Genomic DNA, 16,765 nt, shown 5'->3' on the forward strand with positions numbered 1-16,765 from the left:
ACGGCGGGCGACGGGGGCGGGGGGCGGTGCGGGGCGGTGCGGGCGTCAGACGGCGCGTTCCGCCAGTCCGGTCAGGGCCGCCAGCAGGCCGTCGGCGGCGGTGTCGACGGTTTCCTGGCCGCCGTCCGCCGCGTCGACCGCCTCCTGCGCGAGGGCGACGGCGGCGTCGAGAGCGGCCAGCGTGTCCTCGGTGTACCGGCCGCGGTCGACCGCGGCGGCGCGTTCGAGGAGCAGCGCGGCCAGGGTGAGGTCGCGTGTCCAGGACCGGAGTTCGACCTCGGCGAGGTTGGCCCGGCCGTCGTGGTCGTCGAAGATCCGGAAGAGCGGGCTGCTCACCTGCTCCGCCAACGCCACGTCGTACCAGCGCGGTTCGCCCACGCCCTGGACGGTGTGGAACGTCTCCCACGTCAGGCCGCCGTCGTTCGAGCTCTGGAGCCGGGTGCCGTTCGCCCGTGTCACCTGACCCGTGCGGGGGTGGAGGCGCACGGCGTCGACGCCGACCGGCCCGGCGTCGCCGAAGTCGACCGTGATCCAGCTGGTGGCCGCCGTGGTGTCGGTGAAGGTGGCGGTGTCGCCGTCGAAGGCGCGCCAGGCGTTGTCCTGCGAGGTGCCCCCGCCGCCCCAGGGCGGCGTGGAGGCGAGCACCATGTCCCTCGTCACCGGCACCGGCCGGAGCAGGGTGTCGCGGGGGACGAGCAGCCCGTAGGCGTCGTAGACGCGGTCGACCAGCGCGGGAACGTCGGCGTCCGGCCGGCTCGCCGCGGCCTCGACCGCGGCCAGCTCCTCGGTGAAGAGGAAGTGGCTGCCCCGGGTGTGGGCGCCCGGATCGACGTCCCCGGCACGGGCGATGACCTGTTCCAGCGGTTCGGCCTCGGCGGCGACGGGCCGGCGCGAGGTGCGGTGGCCGCCGTCGGCGAGCCGGGCGACGACCTTGTAGTACGCCTGACCGGTGCGCAGGTGGTCGGTGACGGAGGTGGCGGGGCCTTCGGCGACGCGTTCCCAGCCGTGCGGGCGGCGGGCGGGGTCGTACCGGGCGGTGCGCGCGTCGTCGGTGCGGTAGACCTCGAAGGCCACGGCGTCCTTGGGCTTGTTCCACGTCAGGGTGACGCGGTCGGCGTCCCGCCGGGCGTGGGGCAGGACGTCGTTCGGGGCGGTGCGGTCCACGTCGACGGCGGTGAACGTGCCGCTCCGGGCCGCGGTGACCCCCGCGTGGACGCTCTGCGCGAAGGGGGTGAACAGCTCCCCGGCGTACTCCCAGGTCAGGCCGTCCGCCGAGGCGAACGCGGTGACCAGGCCGGTTCTGGCGTCGCGTTGCAGGCGCAGCCAGGGGTGGGAGTCGGCGTCCATGCCCTCGGCGGGCAGGCTGAGGGGGCTGCGGACCTCGTCCTGCCAGTCGTGGCGGCTGTCGCGGGAACGGTTGGCCAGCACGAGGTCGCCGTCCTGGTCGGCGCCGAAGTAGACGTAGCGGTCGTGGCGTGTGTCCTGGTCGCGCGAGTCGCGCAGCATGACGCCGGTCGCCGGCCCCTCGTGCCCGTCGAGCCGCGCGGTGACGGTTCCCGAGCCGGTCAGCGGGCGGCTGACGTAGTGCAGCGAGTCGTCGATGTCGCGCGTGTGGAGCATGTAGTCGTCGCCCGCGCCCAGTCCTGAGCCGTTCCCGCCGGTGATGGTGATGCCGTCGCGGGAGACGCGGGCCCGTCCGGCGGTGAGGGAGCCGAGCCTGTCGTCGCGCCAGCCGGTGCCCGCGAGCCGCGGGGAGACCGGGTCGGTCAGGTCCGCCTCGACGGGATGCGACGCGGTGCCCCGGCCGTGCCGGTTGACCGGGGTCACGGAGTAGGAGTAGGAACGGCCGTCCCGCGCGTGCTCGTCCACGAAATCGGTGCCGGTGACGCGGCGGGCGATGGTCTCGAACTCGCCGTCGCCGCGGCTCGCGCGCCGGACGATGTAGTACTCGGCCCCCGCCGAGGGGTTCCAGCTGAGCGCGGTTTCGCCGTCGCCCGGGGCCGCGTGGGCGAAGTCGACGTTCGACGGCCGCCGCTCGGTGGCCGGGTCGTCGAGCCTCAGCACGACCGCGGAACGGGGCGGCACGACGACGGCGCCGTCGTGCACGCGCAGTTCGGTGCCGGAGACGAGGTCGAGCACGAGCCCGCGGGTGCCCGCGGGCAGCCGCACCTCGTGACTGGTCTCGTTGCCGTACTCGGGACGCGTGGTGTTGAACGCGAAGAAGTACTCGCCGTACTGGGCGGTCAGCAGATCGGGGTAGCCGGAGTAGGCGTGGTCCGCCTCGAAGTTTTCCCGCCGCACCTCGCCGACGCCCGGCTGGCGGACGATCGGCGCGATCTCGCCGGCCAGGGCCTGCGGGGCGTCGGCGCCGCCGGTCTGCTGGTCCTCCATGAAGTCGACGTCGATGTTGTCCATCCTGCCGTAGTAGTCCTCGTACGCGAAGACGCCCTCGGTCTCGACCTGCACGATCGCGTGGTGGTCGCCGTTCAGCACATGCAGCCGGCCGTTCCCCGCGTAGCCGCGCTGGCGTTCGTTGAGCGCGCCGAAGATGCGGGTCTCGCCGTCGCGGAGCGAGACGAACGCGTTGTCGACGTCCACCCAGGCGAACTGCTCGTAGTCGGCCGGGTCCACGCCGAGCGCGGCGATCTGGTCCTCGGTGTAACGGTCGAAATCCGTCTGCGGCAGCACCACCCGGGCGCGCGCCTCGCCGTCGAACCGCTCGTATGCGGCGCGCCCGCCGGTGACGTATGCGTAGGTCTCGGCCAGCCGCAGATCCTCGCGCCACTTGGCGCCGGTGTTGGTCGCGAAGTTGTTGAAGTACTGGTTGTCGGCGAGCTGTTGCTGCATGAAGCCGACGGCCTCCGCCGCGTACCGCCAGCTGTCCGCCCACTCCTCGCCCGCGTAGTGCCCGGCGTGGTCGGCCATGTGCTGTTCCAGGGAGGCGAAGTGCATCGGGCGGTCCACGCTGGTGTAGGCGAGCTTGCCGGGGAAGCCGGTGTTGCGCTCGTCGACGACCTGGTTCATCCGCATGACGCGGTTGCCGTCCGCGTCGGTGTCGCTGTAGCGGGTGTAGCCGCGGGCATGGAGGTTGCGCAGGGTGATCTCCAGGATCTCGTCGTTCAGCTCCTCGTCGCCCGCGTGCCCCCAGGTGCGGTGGAACCACTCGGGGAAGTAGTTGGTGGACTCGCCGTAGTTGCCGACGTAGCCGTTCTCCCGGGTGAGACCTGCCGCGGTGATCGTGGGGTAGTGCTCGCCGAGCGGGAGGCGGCGCCGGACGCCACCGTCCTCGTCGACCGCGCTGCGCGCCAGGCCCTTCATCACGATCTGCCGGTAGTCGTCGGTGTAGCGGGCGGTGCGGTCGTGCCAGAAGAGCGAGTGGAAGAGGTCGAGTTCCTCGCCCTCCGGGCCGACGAGCACCTCCTCGCCGAGGAACGGCGCGATGCCGAGCGACTCCCGCACGATGGCGTGGCTGCGTTCCTTGCCCTCGTAGAACTCGCTGCCGATGACCCGCAGACCCTCGTGGGCCTCCCAGGCTCCCTCGTAGGTGTACATGACCTGGTTGAATATGTAGGAGAGCCGGGAGCGGGCGAAGTCGAAGTTGGCCTTGAGGGTGCGCTCCCACGCCTCGCGGCGGGTCAGTTCGCCGCCGTCCCAGTCCTCGGCGGCCAGCGAGGTCTCGCCGGCCTCGGTGCCGGTGTCGAAGGGCTGGTCGAGGAAGGCGTCGAACCGTTCGCGGCCGTAGACCTCCTCGTCCGCGATGAGGTTCTCGACGATGTACAGCGCCTCGCCCAGCGCGCCGTAGTAGCCGCCCCAGTCGGACTGGTGGCCGCCGTTGCCGAGGAGCATGGTGTTGCCGTAGTAGTCGATGACGTGGTTGTCGATGGTCCGGAAGATCCGTTCGAGCGCCGCCGCCTTGTCCTCCGGTGTTTCGGCCGGTGACCAGTCCTGGGTGAGCGCGGTGGCGTAGAACCGCAGATCGTCCTTGTAGCGTTCGATGCTCAGCCGGGCGCTGCCCGAGGCGTCGACCGTCTCCGACATGGTGTGGAAGTTGTCGAGCTGGGTCTGCGTGTACCCGTCGATCAGAGCCTGCCGCTCCGCCGCCGGCAGCGCGTCCGCCACCTGCGTGGGCAGGTCCCCGGCCGGCAGTTCCTCGGCCGAGAGGTCCACCCGGGCGTCGGTGTGCGTGTATGCGCGGTAGAAGCCGCGCGAGGGCTCGGTCAGCGGGGTGGAGAAGTCGTTCGCGAAGGACGCGAGGGTGATCTCCACCTTCTCCTCGCCCTGGGTCATGGCCAGCGGCAGCATGACCGTCGCGTGGACGAAACGGTCCGGCACCGGGCGGGCGTGCCCGGGGTTGAGCGCTTCGTAGTCACCCGACCTGCGGTAGCCGAGCTGCTCGCCGTTGACGTACACGATCGACTTCTCCGTGCTGGTGTCCCCGCCCCAGAACTTGACCGTCAGGTAGTTCTGGTCGCGCGGGTCGACCGCCATGGTGAACGTCAGGTCCGCCGCCCGCGGGCCGGGCGGGTCCGGCGGCTGCGCCACCCGCGCCGTCTTCCCCGCCTCCCCGGTCTCCACCGTGGTGCCGGGCGCCACCAGGCCGTGGGCCGCCTCGGACGCCTCGTCACCGAAGGTCAGGACATCGACGTTGCCCCCGCCGGAACGGTCGTCGGCCCCCGCGGGGACCGCGGTCAGCAGCCCCGCAACCAGGACCAGCAGCGTCATCAGGCCGAGCACCGGCCGGAAGGGCGGGTGCTGCGGTCTCGGTGCGCCTCTTCGCGGCACGTGCATGTCGCTCCTCCGAACTGATGGATAGCAAACGTTTTCTAGAGGAGGAAGGTACAGGCACGCACCGACGAGGAAAACCACTTGGACACGGCTAATATGCGACCCGCTCAGGCAGTGAGAGAACGTTGATCCCAGCTCCACACGCCGGCGCGCCGCGCCGCGCGCTGTGCGCACGGGCACGGCGGGCCGGCCGCCCCGTGACGGCTCACTTCAGCACGTAGGTGAGGGTGCCGAAGCCGAGTTCGTCGAAGCCGCCGCTGGTGGTCCCGTAGTCGCCACCGCCGCCCTCCGGGCTGTTGGCACGGGCGATCTCCGCGACGTTCGGCGTGTTCAGGCCCTGCCGCCCCCAGTAGTGGTGGTAGATCCGCTCCCACACCGGCCGCACCTGGCCGCGCCCCGCGGCGGAGACGACGGTGTGCTCGCGGTAGGCGCAGTTCTGGCCCGTGCCCCAGCCGTACGTGGTGAACGGCACGTCGTGGCCCAGGTTGTAGCGGGCGACGTACTCGCACGCCTTCAGGAAGCGGTTGTCGTCCGTTCCGTAGAGGTCGACGCCCTGGTTCCACGCCATTTCGCAGATCGAACCCATCAGGCCGATGCCCATGAGGCTGTGCCCCTGGTCCCGGCCGCTCTCCTGCCACTGGGCGAGGTCGCCGTGCAGGAACGGGACGGCGTGCGGGAGGGAGCCGTTGCCCTCGCCGTTGTGGAAGTAGTCGACGGCGCGGTCGAACATGGCCTGGTCGTCGTTGAGGATGCCGATGGCCATGATGGCGGCCATGTTGCACAGGTCCCAGTTGGCCCAGTAGTTCGTGATGCACGCGTCGTTGTGGTTGACCAGGAAGTTGTCGCACAGCGGGTAGAAGACATCGGTCATCATGCGCTGGAAGCGGCCCAGGTCGAAGCCGGAGTAACCGCGCATGATCTCCGCGGCGTTGGCGAACTGGTAACCGTAGATGCCGGAGGCCAGGAACCGGTCGGCGTTGCCGGTCACCGTCGTCAGTGTGCCCGACCAGGCGTTGAGGATGTCGCGCGCCTTGTCGCCGTGCGCCGTGTCGCCGGTGACTTTCCAGCGGAGCGCGTTCTGGTACGCGGCGTGGATGTCGTTGTAGAGCTGCGGGTAGTTCTGGCCGTCGCCGCCGCGGATGATCGTCGCCGTGGGCCTGGGCGTCCAGCTCGCGGCGGAGTGGCCGTTGGCCGTGAGCCGGTTCCACCCGGCCAGCCACGGCTGGGTACCGGCCGCGACCCGGTCGGCCATCCGGTCGAAGTCGGACTGCCGGTGCAGCATCCCGGGGTGGGCGAACGCCAGCGGGCGGACGGAATCCGCGCGGGGCGCGGGCGCCCCGGCCCCCGTGGCGACCTGGGCGGTCGCGGTCAGGGCGACCGCCCCCGCGCCGAGGACGGAAGCCTTGAGCAGGCGACGGCGGCTCGTCGTCCGGCCGGGCTGCAATCGATTGTCCCGCATGAATGCGTAACCTCCTGTGTGGGGTGAGGGAGACGCCTGTCATCATCGCGCAGATGAACAGAAATCGTTCTCTGAAGTCACCATGGAAAACTTTCGATGCCCCGCGGGCGACCGCGTCCGCCGGCGCCGGTCCTGGCCCGCGGGCCGGACCGCGGAAACCAGTGGCGGCGGGCGGCCGGGTGCTGGTTGGGTCTCCGGCATGAGCGGACTCAACGACCCGTCGTTCTTCGACCGTTACGCACACGAGTACGACGAGGGAAATGCCCCCGACCCCGCGCCGGCCGTCGACTTTCTCGCCGGGCTGGTGCCCGCGGGCGGGCGGGCGCTCGAACTGGCCGTGGGCACCGGCCGGGTGGCCCTGCCGCTCGCCGCGCGGGGCGTCGCCGTCGAAGGCGTCGAGGGATCGGCGGCCATGGCCGAACGGATGCGGGCGAAGCCGGGCGGCACGGCGGTCCCGACCGTCATCGGGGACATGGCGGACGTGCCGGTGACAGGGCCGTTCGCCCTGGCATACCTGGTGTTCAACACCCTCTTCAACCTGCCGGACCAGGCCCGTCAGGTCGACTGCTTCCGCAACGTCGCCGAAGTGCTCCAGCCGGGCGGCGTGTTCGTGATCGAGTGCTTCGTCCAGGACGTGACCGAGTTCGACCGCGGCCAGCGCGTCGCGACCCGCGCCCTGTCAAAGGACGCGGTGCACATGGAGTTCCTGCTGCACGACCCGGTCGAGCAGGCGGTCACCTACCAGCGGGTGGCCTTCGACGCGCAGGGCACCACGCTGCGGCCGCTGCGGCTGAGGTACTGCTGGCCGAGTGAGCTCGACCTGATGGCGGAGGTGGCCGGGATGCGCCTGCGGCAGCGGTACGGGGACTGGGACCGCAGCCCGTTCACGGCCGCGAGCCGCAAGCACGTCTCGGTCTACGAGCGAGTCTGACGGCACCGGGGCCGAACGTTGAACGTCGATCGTCGAACGCGCGACAGGCCGGCCATGCGAAAGTTTTCGCCGCATTTCGGGGGGCCGGGGCGCCGCGCCGGGGACGAGGACACCGGAATAGTGCACACGACGCCCCTCATCACCCACACAACTCGGGCTTAATATCGGCACGCATGCCGGGTCGAGCGGAATTCCTCCGCAGGCATTGCACATGCTCCACACCCCCCATTCCTCGCACCACCTGCCGCGAATCGGAGAGATCATGCGCAGGACGAGCGCAAGGTTCACATTGGCCGGTATTGTCGCTTTCGCAACGGCGGTAAGCCTTACCGTCGGTGCGGCCGGATCGGGCACGGCGGCGGAAACGTCCGACCAGCACACCCTGGCGGTCGGCTCCCCCACCGGCTTCGGCGCCGCCACCACGGGCGGCGCCGGCGGTACCACGATCAACGTGTACAACGCCTCGGAGTTCACCTCCGCGGTCCAGCGGTCCGGTGCCAAAGAGGTGCGTGTCAACGGAACGATCAACCTCAGCAGCATGGTCAAGGTGTCCGCCAACACCACGATCCTGGGGGTCGGTTCCTCCGCGCGCATCAACGGGAGCGGAATCAACATCTCCCGCGTCAACAATGTGATCGTCCAGAACCTCACGTTCAGCAATTCGGACGATGACGGGATCAACGTCGAGTACGCGACGAACGTGTGGATCGATCACAACAGCTTCACCAACCCGAACGACGGCGCACTGGACATCAAGCGGGCCTCGGACCGGATCACCGTGTCGTGGAACCGCTCGTACGACGTCGACAAGAACATGCTGCTCGGCCACTCGGACAGCAATAGTTCGGAGGACTCCGGGAAGCTCCGGGTCACGTACCACCACAACTGGTTCGACGGGACCAACCAGCGCAATCCCCGGGTGAGGTTCGGCAACCCGGTGCACGTGTACAACAACTACTTCGACAGCGTCGGAAGTTACGGCGTCGCCTCCACGGAGAACGCGGGCGTCCTGGTCGAGGGCAACTACTTCGAGAACACCGACGACCCGTTCCACCTCGGTGAGGGCTCCTCCGACGATGGTTCGCTGGTGGCCAGGAACAACCACTTCGTGAACTCCGGCTCCGGTGAGACCGGCGGCTCGGTCGCCTCGATCCCGTACGGGTACTCGCTGGACAGCGCCAGCGGCGTCAAGTCCAGCGTCACCGCACGCGCCGGGGCCGGCAGGATCTGACCGCCCGTTTCCGCGCCCGCGGACGGCCGTTCCGTATCGCGATCGGCGATACGGAACGGCCGTATGCGCAGGCCCGGGTGCAGACCGCCACGGTGCGGACTGGACCTCGAAGGCCCCCTCGGCGTGCGGTCGTTCAGGCGCCTGCGGGCCGGGGCGGCGAAAGGAGTCCGGCCTGCTGGGCGAGCAGTCCGGCCCGCGTTCTGTTCGCACAGTCCAGTTTGACCAGGATGCGCGAGACGTGGCCCTTGACCGTCGCCTCGGTGAGGTGCAGCCGGCGGGCGATCTCGGCGTTGGACAGCCCGTGCCCCAAGCAGGCCAGGACCTCGTGCTCTCTTCCCGTCAGGGTCCCGACCAGCGCGGAGGTGCTGTCGCGGCCCGCTTGGCGGCCGACCGCGGTGTCGAGCAGCCGCCGGGTCGCGGCCGGAGAGAGCACGGTATGCCCGTCCGCCGCGACCCGGATCAGTCCGATGAGGTCCTCCGGCGGCGTTGACTTCAGCAGGAACCCGGCCGCGCCCGCACGCAGCGCCTCCAGCACGTGGTGGTCGGTGTCGAAGGTGGTGAGGGCGACGACGACCGGTGGTTTGCTGAGCGCGCTGATGTGGGCGATGGCCGTCAGGCCGTCGACGCCGGGCATCCGCAGATCCATCAGCACGACGTCCGGCCGGTACCTGGTGACGGCTTCGAGCGCTTCGGCGCCGTCGTACGCCTCGGCAGCGATCTCCATGCCGTCGGCAGTCCCAAGGATCGTCCGCAGATGTGCGCACACCAGGGGGTCGTCGTCGACCAGGAGAACGCGGATCACCGGCCCTCACCCGTCGCGCGGACGAACGAGGGCAGCCCGGCGTCGACCCGGAACCCGCCATCGGGGCACGGCCCGGCCCGCAGCGTGCCGTTGATCAGCTCGATGCGCCGCCGCAGGCCCAGCAGCCCGGCGCCGCCGCCGGCGGACGTCAACGCGGCGTCGCCCGTCCCGGTCGGCGCGGTGTTGTGAATGCTGACCTCCACTCCGGCGGGGAGATAACGCACCTCCAGCCGGACCCGCGAACCGGGCGCGTGCTTGGTCACGTTGGTCAACGCCTCCTGGACGACGCGGTACACCGTGCGGCCGACCGCGGGGGACACCAGGGCCGGGTCCCCCACCGTGCGGGTCTCCACGGGAATGCCGACCGACTCCGACGCCTCGACCAGCACGGACAGATCGGGCAGGGGCTCGCGGCCGGCGTGCGCCGAGGTCTGCGAGGGGCCGTCCGCGCTGAGCAGCCCGACGAGGTCCCGCAGCTCCGCCAGGGCCTGGCAGCCGGTGGCGCGCAGCTCCCCCGCCGCCCGCCGGGCCGACTCGTCGGCCGTGGTCAGGTGCAAAGCCCCGGCCTGGAGAACCATCACGCTCACCCGGTGGCTCACGATGTCGTGCACTTCGGCGGCCAGCCGCTGACGTTCCCTGATCCGGGCCCGCTCGGCGCTCAGCCGGTGCTCGCGTTCCCGGCGTTCTGCCCGGGCCCGGAGGTACCGGCCGAGCACCGCGGGCCCGCCGACCAGCGTCAGGACCGGGCCGATGACGATGCTGACACGTGCGGCGGGCGGCACGCCCAGGCAGGCGACGACGCCGACGACGGCCAGCGGCAGCAGGTCCGACCGACGACCGCGGCCGAAGACCTCCACGCTGTACGCGGCGAACGGTGCCGCCGCCGGCAGCAGGGTGCTGTCCGCCTCCGCCTGGGTCCCCGGCTCGGCGCCCGGCCAGATCCACACGGCTGCGACCAGCATGGCGGCGAGTCCCGCGATGAACCAGGCGACCGCGACGGGCGCCCGCCGGCGAAACCACAGCGACAGCGCGCCCGTCAGCAGCAGGCCGCCGACGATCGCGTCGTACGGCGCGCGGAATGCCGGGATCTGGGTCGCCATGTTCACCGAGGTGAGCAGGCCGGCGAGGGCCACCACCCCGACATCGACGATCTGCGCACGCCCCATGAGGGAGACGGTACCCAGCCGCGTCCGGCCGACGGCCCGGCCGCCGGTGAATCCCCTACCAAAGTCGGGTGTCCCGGTCCGTTCGAGGGGTCCTGGCCGCCGTGAACGGGTCCCTTGCGCGCTGTCGGCGGCGGCGGGTGACGGGGTGGAATCAACGCATGATCAACAGACGAGCAGTTCTCCTGGGTTCCCTGGCCGCCGCCGGGGCGATGACGACGGGCGCGGGCCGCGCAGGCGCAACGGGCGCCCGGCGGCCGGTGCGAACGGGGCATCTGCGGGTGCCGGGAGCGCGCCTGTACTACGAGATCCGGGGCTGCGGGCACCCCCTGCTGATGATCCACGGCGGCCAGCTCGACGCCGGTTCGTTCGCCGCGATCGCGCCGGTGCTCGCCGATCAGTACACGGTCATCACCTATGACCGCCGGGGGAATTCGCGGAGCCGGCTCCATGGTCCGGCGACCGACCTGCGGGTGGATCAGCAGGCGGACGACGCCCTGCGACTGCTGGCGGAGCTGACCGACGGGACACCACATGTGTTCGGCAGCAGCGGCGGAGGCGTCGTCGCGCTGGAACTGGCCGCCCGCCACGGACACCGCCTCGGCCGCGTGGTCTCGCACGAGCCGCCGTTCATCACCCTGCTCGAGGACGCCGCGGCGCTGCGGGCGAGGTACGACGCGGTCCACCACACGTATCGCACCGTGGGCGCGCTGGAGGCGTACGAGCAGTTCGCGGCGCTCGATCCCGGGGAGAAGGACCCGGCGACCGACCTGCCCTACCCGGGCGGTGACGCCGATCCGGACTTCGGCGACCGCATCGAGGGCAATCTGGAGTTCATGCTGGCGCACGAGATGCTCCCGTTCATCGGGTACCGGCCGCACCTCGACGGCCTGCGCGCGAAACTGCCGGAACTGGTGCTGGGAGTCGGCCACTACCGGGCCGAGATCGCGACCCGCATCGTCGTGGACGCGGCGGATCGGCTCGGCACCGAGGCCTTGGAGTTCCCCGGCGACCACGTCGGCTACATGTGGCGCCCGGACGAGTTCGCCGAGGGGCTGCACGCGACGCTGGCCTGAGCGGTGGCCCGGGCGGCGCCGTCAACCGGCCCCGCCGTCCCCGCTCGGGAGGCGGACGGTGATGTCGAGGCCGCCCGCGGGGCGGGCCTTGGCCGTGACCGCGCCGCCGTGGGCGGTCGCGACGGCGCGGACGATGGCGAGGCCGAGACCGGCCCCCCGCTCGGCGCGGGCGCGGTCGTCGTCGCCGCGGACGAACGGTGCGAACAGCCCGTCCGCCGCCTCGGCGGCGACGCGTGGCCCGGTGTTGGCCACGCGCAGGAACGCTTCGCCGGCGGCCGTACCGGCTTGGACGGTGATCCGGCCTCCCGGATGGTTGTAGCGCAGGGCGTTGTCCACCAGGTTGCGCGCCATGCGCTCCAGCAGGACCGGCTCCCCCCGCACGCGCGCGGGGCGGAGGCGGGCCCGCGGGGTGACGCCGCGGGCCCGTGCCTCGGCCGCCGCGTCGCCCAGGGCGGCGTCGGCCGCGTCCGCGAGGTCGGCGGGGAGCCGTTCGCGGGGCGCTGCCTGGCTGCCCGCCAGGGCGAGCAGCCCGTCCAGAGTCCGCCTGCTCTGCTCGACGGCGGCCCGCACGTCGTGGGCCATGGTGGTCAGCTCCTCGCGGCCGGGCTCCCCGTCGAGGGTGACGTCGATCGCGGTGCGCATGGTGGCCAGCGGGGTGCGCAGCTCGTGCGCGGCGTTGGCCGTGAACATGCGCTGGCTCTCCAGCGCCACGTCCCGCTCGTGGATGCCGCGCTGGATGCGGTCGAGCATGCCGTTGACCGTGGTCGCCAGGCCGGAAAGCTCATCGGCCGGGGCGTTGACGGGCACGCGCTCCGACACGTTCTCGGCGGAGACGCGGCGGGCGGTGACGGTCATGGCCCGGATGGGGCGCAGCACGCGCCCCGCCACCAGCCAGCCGAGCGCGGCGGCCAGCAGCGAGACCACCATGAGCGCGATCCCGGCCTGGGTCACGAGCGTGGCCAGTGCTTCCCCGCGCGCCCGTTCGGCGAGGCCGGGCAGCCCGGGCGGCTCGGGCGGCTCCTGCGCGGCGCCCGGGGCGGTGCGCCGTTCGACGAGGGTGCGGGTGCCCAGGCTGCGCCGCATCAGAAGGTAGATGAGCACGGTCAGCACCGCGCCCGCCACCGAGACCATCGCGGTGTGGAGCAGCGCCAGCCTGCCGCGGGCCGTGAGGCGGGCGGTCAGCCGGGGCCGCACGGCACGATCCGGTAACCGGCGCCGGTCACCGTGGAGATGAGCGGCGGATCGCCGAGCTTGCGGCGCAGGGTGCCCACGGTGAGGCGGACCGCGTTGGTGAACGGGTCGGCGTGCTCGTCCCAGACCTTCTCCAGCAGGGTCTCGGCGCTCAGCACGTCCCCGTCGGCGGCCAGGAGTTGCTCCAGCACGCCGAACTCCTTGGGGGTCAGGTGCAGCAGGCGGCCGTCGCGCTCGGCGGTGCGGCGTGCGGAGTCCAGGACGACACCGGCGGCGCGCAGCACGGGCGGCCGGGCGCGGGTGGTGCGCCGCGCGAGCGCGCGTACGCGGGCGACGAGTTCGGAGAAGGCGAACGGCTTGCCCAGGTAGTCGTCCGCCCCCAGGGCCAGGCCGTTGACGCGCTCCTGCACGGCTCCGGAGGCGGTGAGCATGAGGACGCGTGCGGTGCCGCGCGCGGCGAGCGCGCGGCAGACCGTGTCGCCGTGCACGGCGGGCAGGCCGCGGTCGAGCACGACCACGTCGTACGGGGTCAGCGCGCACTTGTCGAGCGCGGCCCGGCCGTCGTGCGCGAGGTCGACGGCGAAGCCGTGCTTGCGCAGCCCGGCGGCGATGTATCCGGCCAGGGGCCGCTCGTCCTCGACCACCAGCACCCGCATGGCAGGCAGCGTCGCAGGCGGCGCGTATGGCCCGCGTATGGAACTGCGATCGGCCGGCGAACGGCCGGGGGCCGTAGAAATGGGCCGCATGACGACGACTCGACGGTCGATTCTCGGCCTGATGGGGGCGGCTCCCGTGGCCGCCGGAAGTGTTGCGGCGCTCGCCCCGCGGGCGCACGCCGCGTCGGGGACGGGCTCGGGGCACGGGGGCGTGCCGGCCGATCTGCGTCCTGATGGCGCGCTGGACCGGTTCATCGCCGAACTGGCGGAGCGGGACGAGTTTTCCGGGAGCGTGCTGGTGGCCCGCCGGGGGCGGGAGGTGCTGGCCCGTTCCCACGGGTCGGCGAACAGGGAACGGTCGGTCCCGAACGGGCCGGACACCGCGTTCATCCTCGGTTCGATCAACAAGATCTTCACGGCGGTCGCCATCGCCCAGCTCGTCGAGCAGCGGGCCCTGCGCTACGACGACACGCTGGGTTCGCTGCTCGGCGGGTTCCCCGCGGGGACTGCGGAGCGGGTGACGGTCCACCACATGCTGACCCACACCTCGGGAATGGGCGACTTCCACGGCAGCGCGGCCTACCGGGAACGTTCGCCCGCGTGGGACAGCGCCGAGGAGGTCATGAACGGCATCACGGACGTGGTGCGCGAACTGCCGCTGCTGTTCGATCCCGGCGCCGGTCAGACGTACAGCAACTCCGCCTTCCACGTCCTGGGTGCCATCGTGCAGGAGGTCGCGGGGGTGCCGTACCACGACTACGTGCGGGAACGGGTCTTCGAGGCCGCGGAGATGGCCGGCGCGGCGTTCCTCACCCGCACCGAGTGGCGCGCGGACCCGGAGGTCGCGCGGCCCTACGCGCCGGGGCCGGACGGCGGGGAACTGGTCGAGGTGATCGACGCGCACGGCTTCATCGGCACCCCGGCGGGCGGGGCGTTCGCCACCTGCCTCGATCTGGTGCGCTTCGCACGGGCGCTGACGGCGGGCGAACTGGTCGGCTCCGCGCAGGCGGAGCTGCTGCTGTCCCCGAAGATGCCGTTGCCGGGCGGCGGGTCGGGCGGGCCCGGGGAGGGCGGTGGGCCGGGCGGCGGCGATCCGGTGGTCCCTGAGCCCGGCCGCGCCATGACGTTCGAGGGCTACGGCACGCCCTTGACCCTGTCGGGCGACACGTGGGTGGTCATACGCAGCGGCGGCTCGGCGGGCGTGTCGACGAGCCTCCAGGTCTTCCCGCCGGCCGCCGAGTGGGCCGTGGTGGTCCTGAGCAACTACGGCGAACGGGCCGGCGCGCCGATCGCCGACCTGGCGCGGCAGATCCTCACCTCCTGAGGAGACTCCCGCGCGTACCTGATGCCCATGTCCCCCGCCGGGTGGGGGACATGGGCATCGGCGATTCGGTGGCGCGGGGCGGGGGCCGCGGGGGTTCCTCTTCCGAGTGCCTCGTCTTCCGGCGACGTAACTCCGGGGCCCCCGGCGCGTTCTCACTGCGACCGGCCGGTGCGGAGCCGGGGCGAGGGCGAGGGTCTTCGGGTGGCGTCGGCCGTCGTGCGCAGCCTTCGTGCACGGTCGGCGCGGGTCCCGGCCGGGGACATCGGACCATAGGCTCGGACCACAGGCGCAGTGACGGGCTGGGGCGGTCGTTCGCGTCCCACGCCCCGCGTGGCGGCGGTCCCCGACTGTCCACCGCTCGTCCAGGAACCAGGAGCAGCCTCATGAGACTCGACCATCACCGTGTCGTCATCACCGCCGCCGGACGCGACTTCGGACGGACCCTGGCGCTCCGGCTCGCCGAGCTCGGCGCCGAGGTCTTCCTCTCCGCCCGCACCCTCGCCGCCGCGGAGCGCGTGCGCGACGAGATTGGCGACCGGGGACGGGTCCACGCGTTCGCCTGCGATCTGACGGACGCCGCCTCGATCCGTGACTTCGCCTCGCGCGTCGCCTCGCACACCGATCGGGTCGACGTGCTGATCAACAACGGGGCCCGCTATCTGGAGGGACCGGCCCTCCTGTCGGCCTCCGACGCCGACGTGGTCGACACCGTGGCCTCCGGCGCAACGGGCACCATCCTCGTCACCAAGAGCTTCCTGCCGCTGCTCCTCAACTCGGAGAAGCCGGACGTGATCACGATGGTCTCGGCCTGCGGCACCGCCGGCCATCAGCGCTCGGACGCGCACGACGCCTTCTACGCGGCCAAGAGCGCCCAGGCTGGATTCACCGAGATCCTCTCCAGGCGGCTGCGCCCCCAGGGGGTGCGGGTGATCTCCCTCTACCCACCCGACTTCGACAACGCCGACCCGCTCGCCGAGGCGTGGGAGACCGCGCCGCGGGGAGCCAAGGACGCTCTCACCGCGCAGTCGCTCGTCGAGTGCATCCTCTTCGCCGTGACCCAGCCCCGCGACTGCTTCATCAAGTCCTTCCACTTCGAGCAGGTCTGACACACCTACCGGGCCCGGCGGCGCGGCACTCCCGAGCGGCCCGACGCCTGACCGCGCGGTGCGGGTCAGCCGTCGAGGAGGGTGCCGACGCGGGCGTGTTCCTCGGCGAGGAAGCGGGCGAACGGCTCTCCTGTGAGGTAGGCGTCCTGCCAGCCGTTCTCCCGCAGGGCCTCGCGCCAGGCGTCGCTGGCGTGCAGGTCGTCCAGCAGGGCCAGCAGGTCGTCGCGCTGCCCGGGGGTCAGTCCTGGCGGGGCGAGCAGTCCGCGCCAGTTGACGACCTCAAGGTCGTAGCCCTGCTCGAGCAGGGTGGGCGCGGACAGCCCCGGCACCCGCTCCGCGCTGGTGACCGCGAGGACGCGCACTTCGCCCGCGGCGATGGCGTGGCGGTACTCGCTGATGCCGGTCATGATGAAGTCGACCCGGTGGCCGAGCAGCGCGCCGAGCAACGCGCCGCCGCCGTCGTAGCGTTCGACCGCGGCCGTTTCCTGGTCGATGCCCGCGGCCCGCGCGGTCTGGGTCAGCGCGAGGTGGTCCGGGCCGCCGAGGTGCGAGCCGATCCCGGCGGTCAGCTCGCCGCGGCCCCAGGAGCCGAGCAGCCCGCCGACCGTCGTGAACGGCGAGCCGGCCGGCACGATCAGCGCCTCCGGCTCGCCCACGAGCCGGGCCAGCGGGATGGCGTCGCTGATCCGCGCGGCGTCCGGCGTGGCACGGGTGCTGCCGACGAGCCCGAGGCCCATCAGGAGCAGCAGCCGGTCGTTGCCGCGTTCGTGCACCAGCCGGGTGAGTGCCACGGTGCCGGAGCCGCCGGTGAGGTTGAACGCCTGTACGTCGTCGGCGAGTCCGGCTTCGCGCAGCGCGATGACGAGCGTCCGTGCGGTGAGGTCGTAGCCGCTGCCCGCGGTGTTGGGCACGATCACCCGAAGCCGCCCCGCCGTGTCGGGCCCCACCGCGCAGGCGGCGACGGCGGCGAACGCGAGCAGTACGCACACCGCGGCCCGCCCCGCCCCGGCCGCCGCCACGTTCCGCCGCCTGCGCACCCGT

12 protein-coding genes are annotated in these 16,765 nt (G+C 72.1%); 5 read left to right on the top strand and 7 right to left on the bottom strand.

The window, feature by feature from the left end:
- Positions 1–45 precede the first annotated feature (45 nt).
- Together STBA_RS02305 and STBA_RS02310 are read right to left on the bottom strand one after the other, a co-directional pair.
- On the bottom strand, positions 46–4,782 hold the full coding sequence (locus tag STBA_RS02305; protein ID WP_143659409.1) for a fibronectin type III domain-containing protein: 4,737 nt from the start codon (positions 4,780–4,782) through the stop codon (positions 46–48).
- A 208-nt stretch (positions 4,783–4,990) separates the two neighbouring features.
- Positions 4,991–6,244, bottom strand: coding sequence for an alginate lyase family protein (locus STBA_RS02310; protein WP_077057631.1), 1,254 nt, complete (start codon positions 6,242–6,244; stop codon positions 4,991–4,993).
- Between the two features lie 199 nt (positions 6,245–6,443).
- Here STBA_RS02310 and STBA_RS02315 point away from each other — a divergent pair, with 199 nt between their 5' ends.
- Positions 6,444–7,175: a class I SAM-dependent methyltransferase gene (locus STBA_RS02315; protein WP_077057632.1), complete on the top strand. Its 732-nt coding sequence runs from the start codon at positions 6,444–6,446 to the stop codon at positions 7,173–7,175.
- Between the two features lie 262 nt (positions 7,176–7,437).
- Positions 7,438–8,406, top strand: a complete 969-nt coding sequence (locus STBA_RS02320; protein WP_077063047.1) for a right-handed parallel beta-helix repeat-containing protein — start codon at positions 7,438–7,440, stop codon at positions 8,404–8,406.
- 133 nt (positions 8,407–8,539) lie between these two features.
- Here the strand turns inward: STBA_RS02320 and STBA_RS02325 are convergent, their stop codons facing one another.
- Together STBA_RS02325 and STBA_RS02330 are read right to left on the bottom strand one after the other, a co-directional pair.
- A complete protein-coding gene (locus STBA_RS02325) occupies positions 8,540–9,208 on the bottom strand; it encodes a response regulator transcription factor (protein ID WP_077057633.1) in 669 nt (222 codons plus the stop codon).
- A complete protein-coding gene (locus STBA_RS02330; protein WP_077057634.1) occupies positions 9,205–10,374 on the bottom strand; it encodes a histidine kinase in 1,170 nt (389 codons plus the stop codon). The genes STBA_RS02325 and STBA_RS02330 overlap by 4 nt, the downstream gene beginning before the upstream one ends.
- Positions 10,375–10,532: 158 nt before the next feature.
- Between STBA_RS02330 and STBA_RS02335 the strand changes: the two genes are divergently transcribed.
- Positions 10,533–11,447: an alpha/beta hydrolase gene (locus STBA_RS02335; RefSeq protein ID WP_079251669.1), complete on the top strand. Its 915-nt coding sequence runs from the start codon at positions 10,533–10,535 to the stop codon at positions 11,445–11,447.
- Between the two features lie 21 nt (positions 11,448–11,468).
- Here the strand turns inward: STBA_RS02335 and STBA_RS02340 are convergent, their stop codons facing one another.
- Entirely contained in the window at positions 11,469–12,641 is a 1,173-nt protein-coding gene (locus STBA_RS02340; protein WP_216355904.1) for an ATP-binding protein, read from the bottom strand.
- The gene (locus tag STBA_RS02345; protein WP_077057635.1) at positions 12,626–13,294 is read right to left on the bottom strand and encodes a response regulator transcription factor; all 669 of its coding nucleotides are present in this window, start codon (positions 13,292–13,294) and stop codon (positions 12,626–12,628) included. The genes STBA_RS02340 and STBA_RS02345 overlap by 16 nt, the downstream gene beginning before the upstream one ends.
- Positions 13,295–13,382: 88 nt before the next feature.
- On the opposite strand from STBA_RS02345, the gene STBA_RS02350 reads away from it, so the two are divergent.
- A complete protein-coding gene (locus STBA_RS02350) occupies positions 13,383–14,618 on the top strand; it encodes a serine hydrolase domain-containing protein (RefSeq protein ID WP_077063050.1) in 1,236 nt (411 codons plus the stop codon).
- A 383-nt stretch (positions 14,619–15,001) separates the two neighbouring features.
- Positions 15,002–15,724 carry an SDR family NAD(P)-dependent oxidoreductase gene (locus tag STBA_RS02355; protein ID WP_077057636.1) on the top strand — a complete coding sequence of 241 codons (723 nt, stop codon included), beginning with the start codon at positions 15,002–15,004 and terminating at the stop codon, positions 15,722–15,724.
- Between the two features lie 65 nt (positions 15,725–15,789).
- On the opposite strand, the gene STBA_RS02360 is transcribed toward STBA_RS02355, so the two are convergent.
- Entirely contained in the window at positions 15,790–16,761 is a 972-nt protein-coding gene (locus tag STBA_RS02360; protein ID WP_077057637.1) for a tripartite tricarboxylate transporter substrate-binding protein, read from the bottom strand.
- Between the last annotated feature and the right edge of the window lie 4 nt (positions 16,762–16,765).

This window comes from Streptomyces sp. MP131-18, assembly GCF_001984575.1.
Lineage (GTDB): Bacteria > Actinomycetota > Actinomycetes > Streptomycetales > Streptomycetaceae > Streptomyces > Streptomyces johnsoniae.